At 62.2% G+C, this 21,442-nt stretch carries 18 protein-coding genes; 8 read left to right on the top strand and 10 right to left on the bottom strand.

All coding sequences use genetic code 11. From position 1 onward, the window contains the following. The first annotated feature begins 301 nt into the window (after positions 1-301). The 7 genes from topA to rpmG all read left to right on the top strand — a co-directional run bounded on the left by topA (position 302) and on the right by rpmG (position 8,634). On the top strand, positions 302-2,923 hold the full coding sequence (gene topA / locus FJ942_RS18015; protein WP_140518283.1) for a type I DNA topoisomerase: 2,622 nt from the start codon (positions 302-304) through the stop codon (positions 2,921-2,923). A 6-nt stretch (positions 2,924-2,929) separates the two neighbouring features. Beyond that, positions 2,930-5,248, top strand: coding sequence for a ribonuclease R (gene rnr, locus FJ942_RS18010; RefSeq protein WP_140898450.1), 2,319 nt, complete (start codon positions 2,930-2,932; stop codon positions 5,246-5,248). Next, complete coding sequence (locus tag FJ942_RS18005) at positions 5,248-5,694, top strand: DUF983 domain-containing protein (RefSeq protein ID WP_140898448.1); 447 nt, start codon at positions 5,248-5,250, stop codon at positions 5,692-5,694. Before rnr ends, FJ942_RS18005 begins: the two co-directional genes overlap by 1 nt. A gap of 73 nt (positions 5,695-5,767) precedes the next feature. Beyond that, positions 5,768-6,508 carry an NUDIX domain-containing protein gene (locus FJ942_RS18000; RefSeq protein WP_140518285.1) on the top strand — a complete coding sequence of 247 codons (741 nt, stop codon included), beginning with the start codon at positions 5,768-5,770 and terminating at the stop codon, positions 6,506-6,508. Between the two features lie 23 nt (positions 6,509-6,531). Then, complete coding sequence (locus FJ942_RS17995) at positions 6,532-7,707, top strand: MFS transporter (protein WP_140501562.1); 1,176 nt, start codon at positions 6,532-6,534, stop codon at positions 7,705-7,707. 148 nt (positions 7,708-7,855) lie between these two features. After that, the gene (locus FJ942_RS17990; RefSeq protein ID WP_140501560.1) at positions 7,856-8,314 is read left to right on the top strand and encodes a hypothetical protein; all 459 of its coding nucleotides are present in this window, start codon (positions 7,856-7,858) and stop codon (positions 8,312-8,314) included. A gap of 152 nt (positions 8,315-8,466) precedes the next feature. Further along, positions 8,467-8,634, top strand: a complete 168-nt coding sequence (rpmG, locus tag FJ942_RS17985) for a 50S ribosomal protein L33 (protein WP_006201775.1) — start codon at positions 8,467-8,469, stop codon at positions 8,632-8,634. Positions 8,635-8,904: 270 nt separating this feature from the next. Here rpmG and FJ942_RS17980 read toward each other — a convergent pair whose 3' ends face one another. The 10 genes from FJ942_RS17980 to FJ942_RS17930 all read right to left on the bottom strand — a co-directional run bounded on the left by FJ942_RS17980 (position 8,905) and on the right by FJ942_RS17930 (position 20,817). Then, the gene (locus FJ942_RS17980) at positions 8,905-10,044 is read right to left on the bottom strand and encodes a hypothetical protein (protein WP_140898445.1); all 1,140 of its coding nucleotides are present in this window, start codon (positions 10,042-10,044) and stop codon (positions 8,905-8,907) included. Between the two features lie 572 nt (positions 10,045-10,616). Next, positions 10,617-11,684 carry a sn-glycerol-3-phosphate ABC transporter ATP-binding protein UgpC gene (gene ugpC / locus FJ942_RS17975; RefSeq protein ID WP_140579678.1) on the bottom strand — a complete coding sequence of 356 codons (1,068 nt, stop codon included), beginning with the start codon at positions 11,682-11,684 and terminating at the stop codon, positions 10,617-10,619. Between the two features lie 3 nt (positions 11,685-11,687). After that, positions 11,688-12,536, bottom strand: a complete 849-nt coding sequence (locus FJ942_RS17970; protein ID WP_140501552.1) for a carbohydrate ABC transporter permease — start codon at positions 12,534-12,536, stop codon at positions 11,688-11,690. Beyond that, positions 12,536-13,459: a sugar ABC transporter permease gene (locus FJ942_RS17965; RefSeq protein WP_140623452.1), complete on the bottom strand. Its 924-nt coding sequence runs from the start codon at positions 13,457-13,459 to the stop codon at positions 12,536-12,538. Before FJ942_RS17965 ends, FJ942_RS17970 begins: the two co-directional genes overlap by 1 nt. 181 nt (positions 13,460-13,640) lie before the next feature. Continuing rightward, positions 13,641-14,918, bottom strand: coding sequence for a sugar ABC transporter substrate-binding protein (locus FJ942_RS17960; RefSeq protein ID WP_140579680.1), 1,278 nt, complete (start codon positions 14,916-14,918; stop codon positions 13,641-13,643). Positions 14,919-14,947: 29 nt separating this feature from the next. After that, positions 14,948-16,135, bottom strand: a complete 1,188-nt coding sequence (locus FJ942_RS17955; protein ID WP_140518291.1) for a PLP-dependent transferase — start codon at positions 16,133-16,135, stop codon at positions 14,948-14,950. Then, positions 16,132-16,866, bottom strand: coding sequence for a FadR/GntR family transcriptional regulator (locus tag FJ942_RS17950; RefSeq protein WP_140501544.1), 735 nt, complete (start codon positions 16,864-16,866; stop codon positions 16,132-16,134). Before FJ942_RS17950 ends, FJ942_RS17955 begins: the two co-directional genes overlap by 4 nt. A 150-nt stretch (positions 16,867-17,016) precedes the next feature. Beyond that, entirely contained in the window at positions 17,017-18,510 is a 1,494-nt protein-coding gene (locus tag FJ942_RS17945) for an FAD-dependent monooxygenase (RefSeq protein ID WP_140898443.1), read from the bottom strand. 528 nt (positions 18,511-19,038) lie between these two features. Beyond that, positions 19,039-20,412 carry a PleD family two-component system response regulator gene (locus tag FJ942_RS17935; RefSeq protein ID WP_140562440.1) on the bottom strand — a complete coding sequence of 458 codons (1,374 nt, stop codon included), beginning with the start codon at positions 20,410-20,412 and terminating at the stop codon, positions 19,039-19,041. Between the two features lie 33 nt (positions 20,413-20,445). Next, a complete protein-coding gene (locus FJ942_RS17930) occupies positions 20,446-20,817 on the bottom strand; it encodes a response regulator (protein WP_140501538.1) in 372 nt (123 codons plus the stop codon). 236 nt (positions 20,818-21,053) lie between these two features. Here FJ942_RS17930 and FJ942_RS17925 point away from each other — a divergent pair, with 236 nt between their 5' ends. Further along, positions 21,054-21,353 (top strand): DUF3572 domain-containing protein, encoded by a 300-nt coding sequence (locus FJ942_RS17925; RefSeq protein WP_140501536.1) that lies wholly within the window; start codon positions 21,054-21,056, stop codon positions 21,351-21,353. Positions 21,354-21,442: the final 89 nt, after the last annotated feature.

Genomic DNA, 21,442 nt, shown 5'->3' with positions numbered 1-21,442 from the left:
GCCTGGCAGTCCGCATCAGACGCGCTGGCGCGGCATTTGACTCGGTCCACAGGGTCGCCGGCGACCTCATCGGCGCCAATTTGAGCCGCTCCTCACCGCTCCAGCCATTTGTTTTAGTTAGCCCTCAACAATGTGATCTTCTCCATACACTCTTAGAGTGTATTGCTGCCGGCACTCTTGCAATTTGGCCGCTTCCCCTTGACCGGATGCAAAAGCGCGGCCATGTGAGCGACGAACAGAACCGAGATTTCGTCGCGCGCAGCGGAATTCTTCTGCCGCATCACAGCTGATATGAGCCCTCATGGACGTCGTCGTCGTCGAATCGCCGGCCAAGGCGAAGACAATCAACAAATACCTCGGCAAGAACTACAAGGTTCTGGCCTCGTTCGGCCATGTCCGTGATTTGCCGGCCAAGGACGGCTCGGTGCGACCGGACGAGGATTTCGCCATGTCTTGGGCGGTCGACACGGCATCCGGCAAGCGCCTCGCCGACATCGCCAAGGCGGTCAAGGACGCCGACGGCCTGATCCTCGCCACCGACCCGGACCGCGAGGGCGAGGCCATTTCCTGGCATGTTCTGGAAGTCTTGCGGCAGAAGCGCGCGCTGAAGGACAAGCCGGTCAGCCGCGTCGTCTTCAACGCCATCACCAAGAGCTCGGTGCTCGAGGCGATGGCCAATCCGCGCCAGATCGATGCGCCGCTGGTCGACGCCTATCTCGCCCGCCGGGCGCTCGACTATCTCGTCGGCTTCACTCTTTCGCCGGTACTGTGGCGCAAGCTCCCCGGAGCCCGTTCCGCCGGCCGCGTGCAGTCGGTCGCCTTGCGGCTGGTCTGCGACCGCGAATCCGAGATCGAACGCTTCATCCGCGAGGAATACTGGCAGATCGCTGCCATCCTCGGCACGCCGCGCAACGAGAACTTCGAGGCGCGCCTGACCGCTTTCGAGCGCAAGAAGTTGCAGAAGCTCGACATCGCCAACAAGGCGCAGGCCGACGACATCAAGGCCATGCTCGAGGGCGCGGCCTTCAAGGCGCTGTCCGTCGAAGCAAAACCCACCAAGCGCAATCCGGGCCCGCCCTTCACCACCTCGACATTGCAGCAGGCCGCCTCGTCGGGCCTCGGCTTTTCGGCCAACCGCACGATGCAGGTGGCGCAGCGCCTCTATGAAGGAATGGAGATCGGCGGCGAAACCACCGGCCTGATCACCTATATGCGAACCGACGGCGTGCAGATGGCGCCCGAGGCGATCTCGGCCGCACGCGATGCCATCGCCAAGGAATTCGGCCCGAAATACCTGCCGGAAAAGCCGCGCCTGTACACGACCAAGGCCAAGAACGCCCAGGAAGCGCACGAAGCGATCCGCCCGACCGACTTCATGCGCACGCCGGCATCGGTTAGGCAATATCTCGATGCCGACCAGATGCGGCTCTACGAATTGATCTGGAAGCGCGCCATCGCCAGCCAGATGCAGCCGGCGGAGATCGAACGCACCACGGTCGAGATCGAGGCGGTCAACGGTGCTCGCACGGCCGAGTTGCGCGCCGTCGGTTCGGTCGTGCGCTTCGACGGTTTCATCGCCGCCTATACCGATCAGAAGGACGACGATTCCGAGGACGAGGAAAACCGCCGCCTGCCCGAAATCCGCGCCGGCGAGCAGCTTGCCCGCCAAGCGATCAACGCCACCCAGCACACGACCGAACCGCCGCCGCGCTATTCCGAAGCTTCGCTGATCAAGAAGCTGGAGGAGCTCGGCATCGGCCGGCCGTCGACCTACACGGCGATCCTGAAGACGCTCGAGGACCGCGACTATGTCACCATCGACAAGCGCCGGCTTGTGCCGCAGGCAAAGGGCCGGCTGCTGTCGGCCTTCCTGGAAAGCTTCTTCGAGCGTTATGTCGAATATGACTTTACCGCATCGCTCGAGGAAAAGCTCGACGAGATCTCCGACGGCAAGCTCGCCTGGAAGGACGTCCTGCGCGATTTCTGGAAGGATTTTTCCGGCGCCGTGGCCGACATCAAGGAACTGCGCGTCACCGACGTGCTCGATGCGCTGAACGAGGAACTGGCGCCGCTGGTTTTCCCTGCCCGGGAGGACGGCTCCAATCCGCGCATCTGCCCCAAATGCGGCACCGGCAATTTGTCGCTCAAGCTCGGCAAGTTCGGCGCCTTCGTCGGCTGCTCGAACTATCCCGAATGCTCCTTCACCCGCCAGCTCGGCGACGCCGCCAACCCCAATGGCGAGAATGGCGGCGGCGAAGACGGCACCAAAGTGCTCGGCAAGGATCCCTACACGGCTGAGGAGATCACGCTGCGCAGCGGCCGCTTCGGTCCCTATATCCAGCGCGGCGACGGCAAGGAAGCCAAGCGTTCCAGCTTGCCCAAGGGCTGGACGCCCGATTCGATCGACCATGAGAAGGCGCTTGCCCTGCTTTCCCTGCCGCGGGATGTCGGCAAGCATCCGGAAACCGGCAAGATGATCTCGGCCGGGCTTGGCCGCTACGGGCCTTTCGTGCTGCATGACGGCACCTACGCCAATCTCGACAGCATCGAGGATGTATTCTCGATCGGGCTCAACCGCGCTGTTTCGGTGATCGCCGAGAAGCAGTTGAAGGGCAAGGGCGGCCGTAATGGCGGCACTGCGGCAGCCCTCAAGGAGCTTGGCGATCATCCCGACGGCGGCGGCAAGATCGTCGTGCGCGACGGCAAATACGGGCCTTATGTCAATTTCGGCAAGGTCAATGCCACGCTGCCCAAGGGCAAGGATCCGCAATCGGTGACGATGGAGGATGCGCTGGCGCTGATCGCCGAGAAGGAAGCCAAGGGCGGCGGCGGCAAGAAGCCTTTCCGCAAAGCGGCGGCGGCCAAGGCCCCCGCTACCAAGAAGACGGCGGCCAAGAAGCCTGCCGCCAGGAAAAAGGGATAGAACGGCGTGGCGCGCAGGATCTCCGCAACAACCCACGGCGACCCGCGCACCGCCGACACAACGGCCAAGGTCAAGGGCGATTACAGGCCCTCGCGTGACGAAATCCTGCGCTACATCGCCGAAAATCCGGATCGCGCTGGAAAACGCGACATCGCCAAGGCGTTCGCGCTGCGCGGCCCGGACCGCATTTGGCTGAAGGATCTCCTGAGCGACCTGCAGGACGAAGGCGTCCTGACCAAGGAGCGTAAGCGCCTGGCCCGCGTTGGCGCCCTGCCCCATGTCACGGTGCTCGATATTTTCGACCGCGACGCCAACGGCGTGCTGCTGGCGCGTCCCACCGAACACACCGCCAATGGACCGCCCCCCATCGTTTCCATCCGCCTGTCGCGCAGTGGCGGCGGACCGGCGCCTGGCATTGGCGATCGCGTGCTGGCCAAGACCTTTCCCGCCGACGACACGAATGTCGCCTTGGGCGGCCCGGCCTACACAGGGCGGGTGATGAAGATATTCGAGAAGCGCACGGATGCCGTTCTCGGCGTCTTTCGGGTGCTTCAGGACGGCAGCTTCCGCATCGAGCCGGTGGAGCGCCGGCAACCCGAACTGATCGTCGACAAGGAATTCCAGAACGGAGCCAAGAACGGCGATCTCGTCGAGGTCGAGCCCGCCCGGGCCTCGCGCTATGGCTTGCCGAGAGCAAAAGTGCTCAACGTGCTGGGCTCGCTGACCAGCGAAAAGGCGGTCTCGATGATCGCCATCCACGCACATGACATTCCGCATGTCTTCCCGGCCGACGTCATCGCCGAAGCCGAAGCCGTCAAGCCTGCGACGATGGCCAACCGCGAGGACTGGCGCGAACTGCCGCTGGTCACCATCGACCCGGCCGACGCCAAGGACCACGACGACGCGGTGTTCGCTACGCCCGATCTCGATGAGAAGAACCCCGGCGGCGTGGTCATCACGGTCGCCATCGCCGACGTGGCTGCTTACGTCCGCTACGGCACTCCACTCGACCGTGAAGCGCTGAAGCGCGGCAACTCGGTCTATTTCCCGGATCGCGTCGTGCCGATGCTGCCCGAGCGCATCTCCAACGATCTCTGCTCGCTGCGCGAAGGCCAGGATCGCCCGGCACTGGCCGTGCGCATGACCTTCTCGGCGGACGGGCGCAAGATCAGGCATTCCTTCCATCGCGTCATGATGAAGTCGGCGGCCAAGCTCGCCTACCCACAGGCGCAGGCGGCGATCGACGGCGTGCCGGACGACAAGACCGGGCCGATCCTCGACGCGGTGCTGAAGCCGCTATGGGATGCCTATGCGATCCTCAAGCGCGGACGCGATGGCCGCCAGCCGCTCGAACTCGACCTGCCCGAGCGCAAGATCCTGCTGAAGCCCGACGGCACGGTCGATCGCGTCGTCGTGCCGGAACGGCTCGATGCCCACAAGCTCATCGAAGAATTCATGATCCAGGCCAATGTCGCCGCCGCCGAGACACTCGAGGCGAAGAAGCAGGCGCTGGTGTACCGCACCCACGACGCGCCCTCGCTGGCCAAGCAGGAATCGCTGCGCGAATTTCTGCAGACCCTGGGCCTGTCGCTGGCGCGCGGTGCGCAGATGCGGCCCGCCCAGTTCAACGGCATTCTCGAGCGCGTGCGCGGCGCCGACAATGAAGGTCTGGTCAACGAGGTGGTGCTGCGCTCGCAGAGCCAGGCCGAATATTCACCCAAGAACATCGGCCATTTCGGCCTCAACCTGAACCGTTACGCGCATTTCACCTCGCCGATCCGCCGTTACGCCGACCTCATCGTGCACCGCGGGCTTATCGCCGCACTCGGCCTCGGCCCAGGGGGCCTGACGCAGGAGGAGGAAGCGCGGCTCGAGGATGTTTCGGTGCTGATTTCCGGCACAGAACGCCGTGCAATGGCGGCCGAACGCGACACGGTCGACCGGCTGATCGCCGCTTATCTCGCCGAGCGCATCGACGACCGTTTCGACGCCCGCATTTCGGGCGTCACCAAATCGGGACTATTTGTCCAATTGCCGCAGTATGGCGCGGATGGTTTCATCCCCGTGTCAACTCTGGGCGGCGATTACTATATATACGACGAAACGGCCCGCTCGCTCTACGGAGAACGCTCGGGCAAGGGTTATCAGCTGGCGGACCGTGTCGAGGTCCGTCTCGTCGAAGTGGCGCCGATGGCCGGCGCGATGCGCTTTGAGATGTTGACCGACCCGAAGCCCCTGCCTGGCTCCGTCAGGTCGTTTCACAAGGCAAAGGGCCGCGCCCGTGCGTCACAATCGCGCCCAGGCTCGCGTGGCAGGAGACGATGATGGCAAGAGTCACGGAAGAACAGGTTTTCGGCGGTGAACATCACTCGGGCCGGGTCGCGCGACCGCTGTGGACGGCGATGAAGCGCGGCATGCTCGGCCGCTGCCCGCATTGCGGCGAAGGCAAGCTGTTTCGCGGCTTCACCAGGACCGTCGAGACATGCAGCGTCTGCGGCGAGGAGATACACCATCACCGCGCCGACGATCTGCCCGCCTATCTGGTCATCGTCATCGTCGGCCACATCGTGCTCGGCGCCTTCATGGGCGTGGAGGCGACGTCGACCCTTTCCACCTGGCAGCACATCGCCATCTGGGTACCCTTGACGATCCTGCTGTCGGTTGCCCTACTGCAGCCGGTGAAAGGTGCCGTCATCGGATTGCAATGGGCATTCTATATGCACGGTTTTGCTGGCGAACACGACGTGGCCGAACCCCATCCCGGTGCTTGAGGTGCTGGCTGGCGCAACGTGCCAACCGTCAAGGCTACTTTCGCATGCAAGACGTTTCCGCTAGGTCCTGCGCATGGAAGGAATGACCAAGGCGGACGTCGACAGGATCGACAAGGGTCTGGCCACGCATGGCGGCCGGGCGATTCGTCCACGCGATGCCGCGACCCTGATCCTGCTCGACGGCAAGGGCAACGACGCGCGGGTCCTGATGGGTCGCCGTCATGCCCGTCACGCCTTCATGCCAGGCAAGTTCGTTTTTCCTGGCGGCCGTACCGACCCGGCGGACAGCCGCATCCCCACCGCCACCGCGCTGCATCCCGAGCAGGAAGCAAAGCTCATCGCCGGCCCCGGCCGCACGAGCGAGGCGCGTGCCCGCGCCATCGCCTTGTCGGCCATCCGCGAGACCTATGAGGAAGCCGGGCTGCTGATTGGTCGCAAAGGCGCCTTCGCCACGACAAGGTCTGATTGGCAAGGCTTTGCCGAACATGGGGTGCAACCTGCCCTGGACATGCTGCGCTTCATTGCGCGCGCCATCACGCCGCCCAACCGGGTGCGCCGCTTCGACACCCGCTTCTTCTGCGCCTGGCGCGATGATGTCGCCGTCGAACTGACGGGCGGCGGTCCGACCAACGAACTCGAGGAACTGGTCTGGCTGCCGCTTGCCAAGGCCAGGGAAGCCGACATTCCCGACATCACCCGGATGATCCTGGACGAGCTGGAAAGCCGCCTCGCCCATGATCCGCTGTTGCGTCCGGGCGGTCCCGTGCCCTTCTACCGGCTTGTCCGCAACCGCTTCACCCGCGAAATTCTGTAGAACATCGAGTATTCAGACATAACATGACGGTCGATACCCAACCAAAGGGCGACGAGCGCGTACACTGGCTGCCGATGGTGGCGGCGATCTCGTCGATCAGCGTCGTCGGCATCGCCATCGGCCTCGGCATGCCGCTGCTCAGCGTCATCCTGGAAACGCGCGGCCATTCGGCCTCGATGATCGGCCTCAACACAGCCGTCGCCGGCCTGGCCTCGATCGCCGGCGCCCCTCTGGCCACGCCGCTCGCCATGCGCTTCGGCGTTGCCTGGACGATGATCGCCATGATTGCCGCCGGTGCGCTGGCCTTCGTCGGCTTCCACTTCGCACCCGATTTCTGGATGTGGTTTCCGCTGCGCGTCGTGCTGCACATCGCGCTGACGGTGCTGTTCATCCTGTCGGAATTCTGGATCAGCACCTCGGCGCCGCCGCATCGGCGAGGTCTTGTGCTCGGCATCTACGCCACCGTGCTGTCGCTCGGCTTTGCCGCGGGGCCGTGGCTGTTCGCCCATCTCGGCAGTTCCGGCTTCAGGCCTTTCGGAGTCATCATCGCATTGGTGGCGCTGGCCGCGATCCCGGTGCTGGCGGCGCGTAACGAGAGCCCGACGATCGTATCTGACGGCGAGACCAGCAATTTCCTGCGTTATATCTGGCTGGTGCCGACCGCCACCGCCGCCGTACTGGTGTTTGGAGCCGTCGAAACGGGCGGTTTCGCCCTGTTTCCGGTCTATGGCAACCGCATCGGCTATTCCGAAGCCGACGCCGCCTTGCTGCTCACCATGATCGGCCTCGGCAACGTGCTCTTGCAGATCCCGATCGGCATGATCAGCGATCGCGTCTCGGACCGCCGCTATCTGCTTCTGGCCTGCGCCACTGTCGGACTCGCCGGTACGATCTTCATGCCGCATCTGGCCGGCAACTGGCACCTGATGGCGGGCCTTCTGTTCGTCTGGGGCGGCGTGGTCGCGGCCATGTACACGATCGGCCTCGCCCATCTCGGCTCGCAGCTTTCCGGCCATGAACTGGCTTCCGCCAATGCCGCCTTCGTGCTGTGCTACGGCGTCGGCATGGTGCTCGGCCCGCAGGCGATAGGCATCGGCATGGATGCGTTCGGTCCCTCTGGCTTCGGCTGGTCGCTCGGCCTGTTCTTCGCCGCCTACATGGTTCTTGCCAGCGTCAGGTTGGTCCGCAAGATCTTGTAAGCCGCCACCGCGCAAACCGGATTCACGATCGCCCACTACCGGCTGGCCCATAACTGGCTACCCCCGGATGACTGGCTGCTGACAGAACCGTGTCAGCAGCCACGGTTTATACGGAGACCTCAAAACACCTGAAGTTGAGGAGACTCCGATGATCGACAGCGGCTTTGAAACCACATCATTGCGGATGACGCTGCTCCTGCTTGTCACTTTCCAGGCGCCGGCCGCGGATGTCGACCGCATCATGGACGCCGTGGTGGCGCTGGCGCCGCTGGCCATGGGTAAATATGACCGCAACGCCTACCAGTCGGCGCATGGCATCGAGCGCTACCGGCCACTTGACGGCGCAGCCGCCGGCGCCGAGACCGAATTGCGGCGGCGCCCCGGCACGGTCGAGGTTTCGTTCGAATTGCCCGATGACCAGGAATTGGCGGCGCGCGTCGTCGAAGCGATCTTCCAAGCGCACAGCTACCAGGAGCCGGTGATCCGCATTCAGCCGGTCCTTGCCAGCCGTTCCAAGGGGTTGGACGACCGCGCCAATCCGAATCGCTGGTGGAACACCACGGGAGATTGGAAGAAAACCATCGTTCTGGAGGCGGAACACGTATGAATGCCGACAGGCATTGGCGTCCGTGACGGCCGCAAGGCGCGTCGGGCTTGACTTTCCGGGCGCGTTCTTTATGTGTCGCGGCAAGTTTCCCGCGTCCGGGTGTTTTCCCGTGCTCCAGCGGCCAAAACCCCACGAACAAACGGACTGATACCATGGCCAAAGCCGCAAACATCAAGATTAAGCTTCTGTCGACCGCCGACACCGGTTTCTTCTACGTGACCAGCAAAAACAGTCGCACCAAGACGGACAAGCTGTCGTTCCGCAAATACGACCCGGTCGCCAAGAAGCACGTCGAGTTCAAGGAAACCAAGATCAAGTAATCTGGTTTTTCCAAGAGAATGCCGAAACGCCGCCCATCGGGCGGCGTTTTTTGTCCCTAAAGCATTGATTTCATTGGATGGTAGTCAAACCCAGCATAACGGCCAACGATGGGGCTGCTATAGTCACAAAGCCCGCGTGAGGCAGGGGCCTTGTCGAGCGGCTCTCATAAACCGCGAAAGGCGTGCGCGTCGTCACCGCATAAATCTCCACGACAAAAGCCACGGCGCCTCAGCAAGGATCCAGAGAATTTGTCTCTACGCAGCTTTGCCCTAGCCACAAGAAAGTGGTTCCAAGTACCTTTTCATGACATGCAATGGCACATAGTCACCCTCGACTAGATTTCCACCTTCCTCGTTCACAAGCACCATTAAAGCCTGAGTAGACTTTCTCATAAACACTGATAACTCAGATCGTATTGGTATATTACAAGAGAATCCTTTAATCATGATTAGAGAGAGTCGATTTTCGTCCATATTGAATTCGAGTTTAGACAAATCATCGTTAAACGGCCGACTGTGGAAAATGATAAGCTCTCCACGATCATTTATCGCTATTTCAATTTTAATGGGGAATTCAAAATTAATTCCTCCAATTACATAAGACTCACGTCTCTGAACTATCGCTAGGATTTTAGATATATCATCTTTAATATCAGATGTGTCGTTCTTTATCGAATTCGCTATCTGCAAAAATTGGTCAAATTTGGCTTCGAGTTTCGGTAGCGAATTGCGCAAATACCCAAGGCGAGACGCGACGAAGGCGACCTCCGCTTTGTGATTTTGCTTCAATGCCTCCCGCATGAAGGCAAGGAAAATAAGAGCCCAGCCCGGCTCATCATCTGTCGCCTTTCCACGAAAAAATGACGCGAAATCGGCAGGAACGGCCAGTTGGTCCTTTCCCTGCTCCGTTCCAGCGATGAGATCGCGCAGAACGCGCTTGCACGCTGCATCCAGACTCGCCTGGACCGCTGCAAAGTCGCGAGCCGATAGCGCGCCGTCCAAGTTTGTCTCTATTTCATCGACAACGTCCTTGTTGGATTCTAGCTTGAATGGCCCGCCCAATCCGATCTGCTTATGCAGATAGCGGCGCGCGGCACTAGCGAACTGAATCCTCGCGCGACGCTCCGGCGGCCGTCCGCCAAGCCGCAACTGGTCGGCCTCTTGCGTATCGACATACATGCGCACCATCACGAGTGAAGAGGTGAGTTCACTGAGTCGAATGGCGTGCTCCAAATCGTGGTTTGCTGGAACCGCGCCTGTATGAGCGCGCAGCTTGGATGCGACGTCCTCGTAGATCGCTTTATAACGTCCGCCAAACAGCGTCTCGCCGATCTTATCTAGGATGTCGCCGGCATTTTCGAGCGCCTTCCAACCGATCACCGCCCCGATGTATCCGCAAACCGAGATCATTCGTCTAGGTCCCTGATGATGGCCCAAAGTAGGGCGGCAGTTGACCAGAAATCAAGAATACCAAACGGCTGAGCCTAGCTCATATCCCGCCGCGGACGGTGGAGTTCAAAGAGATTTAGGCTGCTTTGCCGGCCGCCCTGGGATAGAGCGTGGCTTGATACTGCTGCCCTCGCTGTCCGCTAGGCGTCAATTCGCGACTGAATCTGTTCCGTGATTTCGCTGCGTATGAAAGCAATTCTCCGGTCTCCGAGCGTGATGGCAGACGGAAGCCGTCTTCTGACATACCGGTTCACCGGCCTAGGCTGGTCATTCTCGCGGCATGGTTCAGTGATACGAGCGTCGGCGGAGTTGTTATTCGCAGGCATTATAAATCTCCCCCCGCCGCGTTGCGGCGATTCAAGAACCAAACTGATTGATGAAAGGACGCCACATGATGGCGGCAGGAGGAGGTTTCTATTAATGTGGCTCCGCAAAGCGGTTGGCCCGGGTCAGGCAAGTTTCGACTCGCCAAAAGGCCGTATGGTTAGAATATGCCCAGCGGGCAACAGAGTGGCCGCTTGGCGGCCGCGCCCCTACCCTACCCGGTCGGCGCTTTTCGGGTCGAAAACATGCAGCGCCGCCGGATCGGCCGATAGCCGCACCGTCTCGCCAGGCTTCACGCCGGCGCGGCCCATGGCGAACACGCAAAGCTGCTGGCCGGCCAGCTTGACGTAGAACTGCGTCGAGAGGCCGAGCGGCTCGACCACCGCCACTTCGCCTTGCAGCGGGCCGTCATCCGCCAGCCTTATATGCTCCGGCCGCAAACCGACGGTAACCGCATCGCCTTCCCTGAGTGGCAGGCCATCCGGCAATCGCAGTTTCTGGCCATCGGACAGCACTGCATCCGCCTTGCCGCCCTTCTCAACACTCGCCGGCAGGAAATTCATGCCGGGCGAGCCAATGAATCCGGCGACGAACATGTTGGCCGGCCGGTCATAGAGGTCGAGCGGCGCGCCGACCTGCTGGACGACGCCGTCATGCATCACGACGATGCGATCAGCCATGGTCATGGCTTCGATCTGGTCATGCGTGACATAGACCGATGTGGTCTTCAGTTGCTGGTGAAGCGCCTTGATCTCGGCGCGCATGTGCACGCGCAGCTTGGCGTCGAGGTTCGAAAGCGGCTCGTCGAAAAGAAAGACCTTGGGATCGCGCACGATGGCCCGGCCCATGGCGACGCGCTGGCGCTGGCCGCCGGAAAGCTGGCGCGGCAGGCGTTGCAGAAAATTGTCCAGCCCAAGCCGCCTGGCGGCGCCGTCGACCCGCGCGTCGATCGCCTGCTTTTCCGCCTTCCTCAGCATCAGGCTGAAGCCCATGTTCTTCGACACGTCCATATGCGGATAGAGCGCGTAGGACTGGAACACCATGGCGATGTCGCGGTCCTTCGGCGCGACGTCGTTGACCAGCCGCTCGCCGATACGGATCTCGCCATCGGAAACCTCCTCCAGACCGGCGATCATGCGCAGAAGCGTCGATTTCCCGCAGCCGGACGGACCGACGAGGACGACGAACTCGCCGTCGGCGATGTCGAGGTCGACCGCGTGCAGCACACGCACGGCGCCATAGTCTTTGCGGACTTTTTCCAGCGTAACGGAAGCCATCGATTATCCCTTTACGGCGCCGGCGGTGAGGCCGGTGACGAGATAGCGTTGCAGGAAGCCGAAGAAGATGCAGACCGGGATCAGCGCCAGGATCGACGCCGCCATCATCTGCCCCCAGTCGACGGCGAACTTGCCGATGAAGGTGAGCAGGCCGACGGCGAAGGTCTTCTTGTCATCGCTGGAGATCAGCATCAGCGCGAACAGGAGTTCGCTCCAGGCAGCGGTGAAGACAAAGCCGAGCGTGGCGCCCATGCCGGGTAGCGTCAGCGGCACGATCACCCGGCGCATCGCCTGCGCGCGTGTGCAGCCGTCGATCATCGCCGCCTCCTCCAGGTCCTTCGGTATGCCGTCGAAGAAGGACTGCATCAGGAAGGTTGCAAACGCGGTATTGAAGGCGGTGTAGATGATGATCAGCCCGGTCAGGCTGTTGATCAGGCCGATCTGGCCCATCACGCGATAGATCGGTGGAATGACCATGACTAGCGGGAAAGTCTGGGTCAAAAGCAGCATCAGCGCCAGTGCCGCCTTGCCGCGAAAGGTGAAGCGCGACATGGCATAGCCGGCAAGCGTCGCGATGACAGTCACCAGGGCAGCCGTCGAAACCGAGACGATGACGCTGTTGAGGAAATAGCGCGGAAAGTCGGTCGCCTCGAGCACGGTGACGAAGTTCTGCAACGTCATCTGCGACGGCCAGAAGGTGATGCCTTCGGAATAGAGAAGCCGTTCCGGCGTAACCGATATCTTCAGCGTCCAGAAGATCGGGAACAGGGCGAAGATCACATAGGCCGCGATGGCCGCATAGAGCCCGACGCCGCCGAAGAAGCGCTGCGAAGATGAGCGTCCCGCAATCATCAGACGTGCCTCACCAGGGAGCGGCGGATGGCGATCAGCGCGATCGCATAGGCAATGAGCAGGACGAGCAGCAGCACGGCAACCGCCGATGCGTAGCCCTTGTCCAGCGACTTGAAGGCACTGACATAGATGTAGACCGGCACCGTGTTGGTCGACCCGGCCGGCCCGCCCTCGGTCATGACGAAGATCAGGTCGGCGAAAGTGGCGATCCAGATGGTACGCAGCATCACCGTGATGGCGATGGTCGGCGCCAGGAACGGCAGCGTCACCTTGGTGAAGCGTTGCCAGGGCGAGGCGCCGTCGATCGCTGCCGCCTCATGCAGTTCCGAGGGAATGGATTTCAGTGCCGCCAGCAACGTGATGGCAAAGAACGGGATGCCGAACCAGACATTGGCGACGATCGGCCCCCACATGGCGGTCGAGGGATCGGAGAGAACGTTTGTCGGCTCGGCCTTCAGCCCCAGCGCGAACAGCCAGTGCGGCAGCGGCCCGATGATCGGATTGAACAGCCATGCCCATGTCAGGCCCGACAGGAAGGACGGCACCGCCCAGGGCAGGAACACCAGCGCCTGCACCACCTTGCGGCCCCGAAACGGCTTGTCGAGCAGCAGCGCCAGGCCAAGGCCGAGGAAGAACTGGAAGAACAGGCTGGAGAGCGTCCACCACAACGTATTGACCAGCGCCTGGCCGAGCACGGCATCCGACAGCATCGCCTGGTACTGGCCGAGCCCGACATACTCCGACTTGAAGGCTGAAAACTTACGGAACGAATAGCTGATGCCGATGACCAGCGGCACCAAAAGCACCACGACCAGCAGGATGATCGCCGGGCTGAGATAAAACCAGGGTTCGGTGGCAGCGTGCGTCAGCCGCTTGCGGCGCGGCCTCCCGGCGGGTCGTATTTCGGACACGGCATAAGTCATTGGCTGTGGGCGACTCCAGGAGGATCGAGATGGACAATGAGCGTCCTTCTCCCCCGCTTACGGGGAGAAGATGCCGGCAGGCAGATGAGGGGCAGCGCCAGGCTGACAGAACGTAGCGCCGCCCCTCATCCGGCCCTATCGGGCCACCTTCTCCCCGTGAACGGGGAGAAGGAAGAAAAAACTACTTCTTGTTCTTCGCCATCCAGTCCTGCTGTTCCTTGGTCAGGAAGGCGGCCCATTGGTCGGCAACCTCCTTGGCCGCCTTTTGGCCAAGCAATACTTCCTGGAAGTTCTTGATCGCCACCTGGTCGACGAAATTGCCGAGGTTCTCCAGATGCGTCGGGGGCGTCACCATTTCATATTTGGCGCTGTCGCTGAGCTCCGTGAACCAACCCTTGAACTGCTCGGTCTTGAAATGCGGATCCTGGTCGGCGCCGTTGTGGATCGGGACGACGCCGACTTCCTTGGCCCATTCCAGATTGTCCTTGGGCGAGAGCAGCGTCGCCATCAGCTTCCAGGCGTCGTCCTTGTGCTGCGAATTGGCGAACATTGCCCAGCCGGCATAGCCGAGCGTCGGATAGGACTTGCCGCTCGGCCCGACCGGCAGCGGCGCCACGGCGAAGTCGTCTGCGCTCATCTTGTCGGCTATACCCAGCAGCGCATCCGGATCCTGGTTGAGCATGGCGCAGGTGCCGGAATAGAAGCCGGTGACGGTTTCGTTGAAACCCCAGCTCACCGCGTCCTTGGGCGCCAGGCCCTGCTTGTACATGTCTGCCAGCATCTGCAGGCCCTTGACCGAGCCCTCCTCGTTTATGGTCGAGGTGCCGTCTTCGTTGAAGTAGCCGCCCTTGCCGGCGGCGATGTTCATGAACATGTGCATACCGTTGAAGGCGCCGGGCCCGCCGCGCAGGCAGTAGCCGTATTTGCCGGGCAACGCCGAGATCTTCTTGGAATCGGCGACGAACTCGTCGAGCGTGGCCGGCGGGCCGTCGAGGCCGGCTTCCTTGAACAGCTTCTTGTTCCAGAACAGCGCGTTCACATAGTAGCCGTAAGGGATCATGAACTGGGTGTTGTTGACGGTCGAGCCGAACTGCTTGGCGCGCTCGCCGAGCGTCTTGGCGTCGTCCCACTTGGCCATGTACGGGCCGAGATCCTCGAGCTGGGCGTTGTTGGCGTAGAGGCCCATCCAACGTTCCGGCATCTCGACCACGTCGGGCGTATCGCCTGCCTGCACCATGGTCAGGAACTTTTCGAAAGCTTGGCCCCAGGGCAGCGAGACCAGCTCGACCTTGATGCCGGGATTGGCCTTTTCGAATTCGGCGATCTGCTTCTTCAGGAACTCCGTGCGCGGCGGGCTGGTGATGACTTCGACCATTTTCAGGGTCGAATCGGCCAGCGCGTTTCCGGCGGAAATCGCCAATCCCGCGGCTGTGGCAAGCATGACGGTCAGTTTTTTCATCTTCAAGACTCCCATTTTGAAGCGGCTCGTTATTTTCTGGCTTTTTCGAAGGCCTGCGCCACGTCGGCCCACAGGTCCTCGACACTTTCCAATCCGACATTGAAGCGGATTGTTCGGGGGCTGACGCCGAAGCGCGCCATCGAATTCAGTCCCGGCGTCTGCTCCAGCGACGCCTTGGCCGGCACGACCAGGCTCTCATGGCCGCCCCAGCTCACGCCGATGCGGAAATATTTCAACGCATCGACGAAGACGGGGATGTCGATATCCTCGGTGACCTCGAAGGAGAACAACCCCGCGTAACCAGCAAGCGTCGCCTTGCCCGGATGGTTCGAATAGGCGGGGTGGTTGACGCGCTCGACGTTGCCATGCGCCTTCAGCCGCTCGGCGATGGCAAGCCCGCTCTTCATGTGATGCGGCAGGCGCAGCGGCAGCGTGCGCAGCCCGCGCAGCAAGAGCCAGGCCTCGAAGGGCGAAAGCTTGCCGCCGAGATAGGAATAGGTCTGCTCGTTGATGTGCTTGATGTGGGCGGCCGAGCCTGCCACCACGCCGGCGACCGTATCGCTATGGCCGCCGAGATATTTCGAAGCCGAATGCAGCACCAGATCGACGCCATGCGTGATCGGCTTCTGGAACACCGGTGTCGCCCAGGAATTGTCGATCGTGGTGACGATGCCCTGCTCCTTCGCCAGCCGGGTCAGGTGAGCCAAGTCCTGCAACTCGAACATCATCGAGGTCGGGCTCTCCAGATAGAGCAGCCTGGCGCCCGGAAGGGCCGCCGCCACCGCATCCGGATCGGAGCCGTCGACATAGTCGACCCTGATGTTGAGCCGCGGCAAAAGCCGCTCGAACAGCCGATAGGCATCACCATAGCAATTGCGCACCGCAACGATGCGCTCGCCGGCGCCGACGAAGGCGAGCACCGTGGCGCTGATCGCCGCCATGCCGCTGGAAAAGCCGCGCGCGGCCTCGGCGCCCTCGAGCGCGGCGACGCGTGCCTCGAACTCCATCACCGTCGGATTGTCGCCGCGCGAATAGATCGGCTGCTTCCGTTTGCCGGCAAAAGTATCCGCCATCTCGGCATAGTTGGCGAAGGTGAACAGCGATGTCTGGTAGATCGGCGGCACCACCGCCCCACCGGGGAAAGGTTCGTCATGCGCCAGAAGCGTCGCCGCCTCGGCAAGATAGTCGTGATCGAAACCTGAGGGATGCTCGTTCATGTCTGGCTCGAAAGTTTGAGTTTGGCGGCGCCGCGCTTGAGATCGTCCTCGACGGTGGCGATCAGCTTGAGCGCTTCGGCGCGGGCGCCGTGCGGGTCGCGCGCGGCGATGCGCTCGTAAATGGTCCGATGATAGGGAAAACTGGCGTGGCCGAAATCGCGCACGCCCAGCGGATGCTCCCAGAAGCGGTGGAACAATTCGTGCATGGCGGCGATGATCTGTTCGAACAGCGGGTTGCCGGAAACCCTGTAGATCGCCTGGTGGAACTCCCAGTCCTCTTCCGAAGACATGCCCTCGCGCGTGCGGAACGCCTGCTCCATGATGTCGAGCTTGCGCTCGATTTCGGCGATATCGGTCTGGCTCGCGCGTTCGGCGCAAAGGGCGGCGGCTTCCGCCTCCAGCGCGCGACGGATTTCAAGCGTCTGCATCAGGCTGGTGAAGTCGTTGCCGCCCGCAAGCGTCAGCGGCAGATGCAACATGTCCGGCGAAACGGCTGCCTTGAGATAGGTGCCGCTGCCTTGCCGGCGCTCGACCAGCCCGAGCCCTTCCCAGCGCGTCAGCGCCTCGCGCACCGTGTTGCGGCTGACCTTCAGCCGCTCGGCCAGGATGCGTTCCGTTGGCAGCCGCTCGCCCGGCTGGAGGGCCTCGGCACGAACAAAGCCTACCAACGCCTTCAGCACGGCGTCGTCACGCGCCGTCGTCTGAATAGGTGGCAGGCTGTTTTGATCCACGCGCGTTCCAAGTGGTCCAATGGTCCAACCAATTTCTGCACAGATGGTACCTCCTGTCAACGGGATGTCAGGAGACCTAACACCGTAAAAGCTCGCAACGCATGACAAGCACGCGTCTGCGGGCGATGCGCCAGGCCGGCCTCGACCCTGCTACGCCACATCAACGCGCGGCCCGAACCAGGTGGTCAGCGCATCGGCCAGTCCCTGTTGGCTTCCGGAACCAACCCATGCCACGTACCCGTCGGGGCGGATCAGCACCGCGTCGGGCCCGGCGACGGCCCCGAGAACTGGCAGCTCCCAGTCGCCGTCGTACACGGCGTCGACCTGCTGGACCCGATCCGCCCACGGCTTGATGTCAAGTCTGCCGGGCGTGCCGAGGTTGATCAGCACCGGTCGGGCATGGTGCAGCAAGGTAAACAGCCGCACCGGCCCGCTGGCGGTGAGCAGATCGAGGTCGGGTATTCGCCACCCAAGCAGCGCGTGCCCCTCCCCGAGGTCGTAGTGGACACCCAGGCCGGACATCTCTGCGGCGATTCGTTTGCGTGGTTCATCCATGGCGAGCAGTTCGGCGATGGTGTCGCCCAAGGCTTTGGTGCGGTCATCCATGCGGCGAAGCGCGACCTGCGCCATCGTGTTGCGCAACACGCGGGCGGCGACCGGATGGCGCTCGGCATGGTAGCTGTCGAGCAGACTGTCCGGTGATGCCCGTTTGACGACCTGGGCCAGCTTCCAACCCAGGTTGACCGCGTCCTGCACGCCGATGTTGAGGCCCTGTCCGCCCATTGGGGGATGGATATGCGCAGCGTCGCCGGCCAGCAGGACACGTCTGTCGCGGTAAGCGGCAGCCTGGCGCGTCATATCGGTGAAACGAGAGAGCCAGGTCGGACTGTGGACGCCGAAATCGGTGCCATAGATAACGGTGAGCGCCTCGCGGAGATCGTCCAATGTCGGTTCACCACCGATGATCAGTCGTTTCTCGGTCAGCACGATGCCCAACCGGTCGCCGTCCTCGATCTTGCCTATCGCATGGGTTCCGTGGGCGTCGCTGCGAAAGCCCAATGGCGGTTCTTCCGACATCTCGACCTCGGCGATCATCCAGCTCATCGTCGGATCCCATCCAGCGAATTCGATGCCCGCCGCCTTGCGGATCGTGCTGCGTCCACCGTCGCATCCGACGAGGTACTGCGCCTTCATCCGTCGGCCATCGGAAAGCCCCACATCCACGCCACTGTCGTCCTGCATGAAATCCGTGACTTCCTGTCCGCGATGGATCGGCACCCCCAATTCGCTGATCCAGTCGGCCAATATCCGCTCGATGTGGTTTTGCCGCAGCGCCAGCAGATAGTTGTGCCGGCTGGGAAAGTCGCTGATGTCCAAACGGATCATGTGGAAGCCGACGGTCGGGAAGCATCGCCCCTGGCAGAGGAACCGGTCGGCGATCCCGCGCTGGTCGAGCACCTCGATTGTGCGTGCGTGCAGGCCACCCGCGCGCAAGCCAATCAGCTGCTGGGTCGGGCGCCGCTCGACAATGGCGACGTCGATGCCCGCCAATGCGAGTTCGCCTGCCAGCATCAATCCTGTCGGGCCGCCCCCGGCGACAATCACCGCATGATTTCGACGCGATCCATCTGTCGGTGCACGCATTCCCGTCACTCCGCTCCCATTGGCTAGGGCCGCGGTTTTACGGGAGGAACCCGGGCTTGAAGCAAGCCCCTTGGGCGCCATATGTATGAAGTGAGGAGCAACGCCCTCTGCCGGAGGGCAAGAGAGCGTGCGCCGCAGCTCTTCACATCGTGGCTCGCCTTTTACAGTCCAAATGCTGTCGATATCCTGTGCGCAAAAAGCTCCTGATATCCGGAGCTTGGCGCAGAATCCTGATGCTATTTTGAAAGGGGGCCGGTCGGCGTTTGGCAGCGGTACGAGGAGGCCACTATGTGCCAGCGCCGGCCGGCCGACCCCACGGACCCAGGAGATGCGGCGGACCTGAGCATCATGGGGTATTTTTTGATCGACCCGGCTGTCTGTCCTCGTGCCGGCGTCGCTCTGTCTGTGGCCGCACATTTGCGCAAGAGCTTATGAAAATCAACAGTTTCTTAACCAAGCCTCGTGAATCGCTTGGATTAAGGTAAATGGGTAACCTTGCCGGATTGACGGATACTCTTACCCGGTCCGTCAGGCAGCCTTGGCGACGACGCGGTTGCGGCCACCGCTCTTGGCTTCATAGAGCGCCAGATCGGCGCGTTTCATCAGCGCCGCCACCGTATCCACCCCCTTCAGCACCGACGACACGCCGACGCTGACGGTGACCTCGATGGCCTTGCCGTCAGGCCCGATGACGAACGGCATCTGGGCGATTTCGGCGCGGATGCGTTCGGCCACCTTTTCGGCGATCGCTCCATCGGTGTCAGGCATGACCACTACGAACTCCTCACCGCCGAACCGGCAGGCCAGATCGATGCCGCGCACGTTCTTGCGCAGCCGCCGCGCGAATTCCCGCAGCACCTCGTCGCCACCGTCATGGCCGTGCGTGTCGTTAATCGACTTGAAGCGATCGAGGTCGGTGATCATCACCGACAGCGGCCGACGCCGCGCCACGGCGCGGTCGAACAGCGTCTGGAGATGGCTGTCGAGATAGCGGCGGTTGTGCAGCCCGGTCAGCCCGTCGGTCACCGCCATTTCGATCGTCTGCGTCACGCTGGCGCGCAATTGGTCGTTGTAGCGCTTGCGGCGCACCTGGGTGCGCAACCGCGCCGTCAGTTCCTGCTGGTCGATAGGCCGCATCAGATAGTCGTTGATGCCGAGTTCGAGACCACGGATGATGCGCTCCTCCTCGCCCTCCTCCGCCAGCAGGATGATCGGCAGGAAGCGTGTGCGATCGAGCGAGCGCAGTTGCGAGCAGAGCCGAAGCGGATCGAAATCGGCGAAGCTCGTCGAGATCATCACGCATTCATAGGGCGTCTCCGCCGCCTGGAAGAAGCCGGCATGCGGATCGCTGGCGACATCCAGGTCAGCACAGTCGCGCAGCATCTTCTGGACGCGCTCGATCGACGATTTGCGCTCATCGATCAGAAGCACTTTCGGCGTCGTGTCTTCGGAGGCGAAATTGCGGCTGAGCAACTCTTCGATGCCGATGTTGCGCGTGGTCGAAGCGCGCAGCCGCAACTCGTCGGTCAGCGACTTCAGCCTGACGAGGCTCTTGACGCGCGTCATCAGTTGCAGGTCGTTGACGGGTTTGGTCAGGAAATCGTCGGCGCCGACCTCAAGCCCGCGCACCCTGTCGGAAACCTGGTCGAGTGCGGTGATCATCACCACTGGAATATGCGACGTCGCCGGATCGCTCTTCAGGCGGCGGCAGACCTCGAAGCCGTCCATGTCTGGCATCATGACGTCGAGCAGCACGACGTCGACTTTACCGTTCTCGCAGGTCTCGATCGCATCCGGGCCGTTGGTGGCGGTCAACACCTCGAAATATTCGGCCAGCAGCCGAACCTCCAGCAGCCTGACATTGGCAGGGATGTCGTCGACGACGAGAATCCGAGCGGTCATTTCACAAGGCTCCGGCTTTGGCGGCAAGGTGCATCAGGAATCACCCAGGTAAGACTTGATGGTTTCGATGAAGCGCGGCACCGAGATCGGCTTGGAGATGTAAGCCTCGCAGCCGCCCTGGCGGATGCGCTCCTCGTCGCCCTTCATCGCGAAGGCAGTGACGGCAATGACCGGGATGACGTGCAGGTCGTCGTCTTCCTTCAGCCATTTCGTCACCTCCAGCCCAGACACTTCAGGCAACTGGATGTCCATCAAAATGAGATCCGGCCGGTGCTGACGCGCCAGATCGAGCGCTTCCAGACCGTTGCGGGTGCGAACTGTCTCGTAACCGCTTGCTTCGATGAGGTCCCGAAAGAGCTTCATGTTGAGCTCATTGTCCTCGACGATCATGACCTTCTTAGGCATCGATATCCCGTCCCGGCCGCTGTTCCGCTCGAAGGCGGCCGTTATGCGCCCTTCCGGGACGCACCAAACCCTAGTCGACTCTACGGCAATATGATTGACGAAACGGAAACCTGCGGCGAGAAAAGCTGCTCCGTTTCCACCTCGGGTCCCGCACTGAAGAGGTAACGACTTGCCGCAAGCGACGCTTGCCATTACTGCGGAAGAGACTCACATTCCGCATACCCTGAAAGGTAATGATGGCAAACGCAGCGTCAATGCGCGAAGAGGCCGAAACCATTGCCGTGAAGGCTCTGGCCTTCGTCGCCTCTGATCCCGAACTGCTGCCTCGCTTCCTGGCCATCACCGGCATCGAGGCGCATTCGATCCGCAAAGCTGCCGGCGAGCCGGGATTTCTGGCCGGTGTGCTGCAGTTCGTTCTCGCCCACGAACCCACATTGCTGCGTTTTGCCGAGGAAACCGGCACGCCACCGGCCTCCGTCGGCAAGGCGTTGCGCGCGCTGCCGCTGGGCGACGATAACCACGAGCATTCCATATGAGTGACGATCCCAAGGCGGCGCCCCGATCGCCAGGTCGAGCGAAGTCTGACTCTTGTCGCCCGGTTTGAGCGACAAGCATAAAACGAAGG

The organism is Mesorhizobium sp. B2-4-2, assembly GCF_006442845.1.
In the GTDB taxonomy this organism is placed as follows: Bacteria; Pseudomonadota; Alphaproteobacteria; order Rhizobiales; family Rhizobiaceae; genus Mesorhizobium.
Note: the sequence above shows the minus strand (reverse complement) of the source record. Positions and strands in the feature narration are given on the sequence as shown.

Bases quoted from the DNA above. Each gene is read 5' to 3' on its own strand.
- topA (WP_140518283.1), top strand. From the start codon at position 302: ATGGACGTCGTCGTCGTCGAATCGCCGGCCAAGGCGAAGACAATCAAC.
- FJ942_RS18005 (WP_140898448.1), top strand. From the start codon at position 5,248: ATGGCAAGAGTCACGGAAGAACAGGTTTTCGGCGGTGAACATCACTCG.
- FJ942_RS18000 (WP_140518285.1), top strand. From the start codon at position 5,768: ATGGAAGGAATGACCAAGGCGGACGTCGACAGGATCGACAAGGGTCTG.
- FJ942_RS17995 (WP_140501562.1), top strand. From the start codon at position 6,532: ATGACGGTCGATACCCAACCAAAGGGCGACGAGCGCGTACACTGGCTG.
- FJ942_RS17990 (WP_140501560.1), top strand. From the start codon at position 7,856: ATGATCGACAGCGGCTTTGAAACCACATCATTGCGGATGACGCTGCTC.
- rpmG (WP_006201775.1), top strand. From the start codon at position 8,467: ATGGCCAAAGCCGCAAACATCAAGATTAAGCTTCTGTCGACCGCCGAC.
- FJ942_RS17980 (WP_140898445.1), bottom strand. From the start codon at position 10,044: ATGATCTCGGTTTGCGGATACATCGGGGCGGTGATCGGTTGGAAGGCG.
- ugpC (WP_140579678.1), bottom strand. From the start codon at position 11,684: ATGGCTTCCGTTACGCTGGAAAAAGTCCGCAAAGACTATGGCGCCGTG.
- FJ942_RS17970 (WP_140501552.1), bottom strand. From the start codon at position 12,536: ATGATTGCGGGACGCTCATCTTCGCAGCGCTTCTTCGGCGGCGTCGGG.
- FJ942_RS17965 (WP_140623452.1), bottom strand. From the start codon at position 13,459: ATGACTTATGCCGTGTCCGAAATACGACCCGCCGGGAGGCCGCGCCGC.
- FJ942_RS17960 (WP_140579680.1), bottom strand. From the start codon at position 14,918: ATGAAAAAACTGACCGTCATGCTTGCCACAGCCGCGGGATTGGCGATT.
- FJ942_RS17955 (WP_140518291.1), bottom strand. From the start codon at position 16,135: ATGAACGAGCATCCCTCAGGTTTCGATCACGACTATCTTGCCGAGGCG.
- FJ942_RS17945 (WP_140898443.1), bottom strand. From the start codon at position 18,510: ATGCGTGCACCGACAGATGGATCGCGTCGAAATCATGCGGTGATTGTC.
- FJ942_RS17935 (WP_140562440.1), bottom strand. From the start codon at position 20,412: ATGACCGCTCGGATTCTCGTCGTCGACGACATCCCTGCCAATGTCAGG.
- FJ942_RS17930 (WP_140501538.1), bottom strand. From the start codon at position 20,817: ATGCCTAAGAAGGTCATGATCGTCGAGGACAATGAGCTCAACATGAAG.
- FJ942_RS17925 (WP_140501536.1), top strand. From the start codon at position 21,054: ATGGCAAACGCAGCGTCAATGCGCGAAGAGGCCGAAACCATTGCCGTG.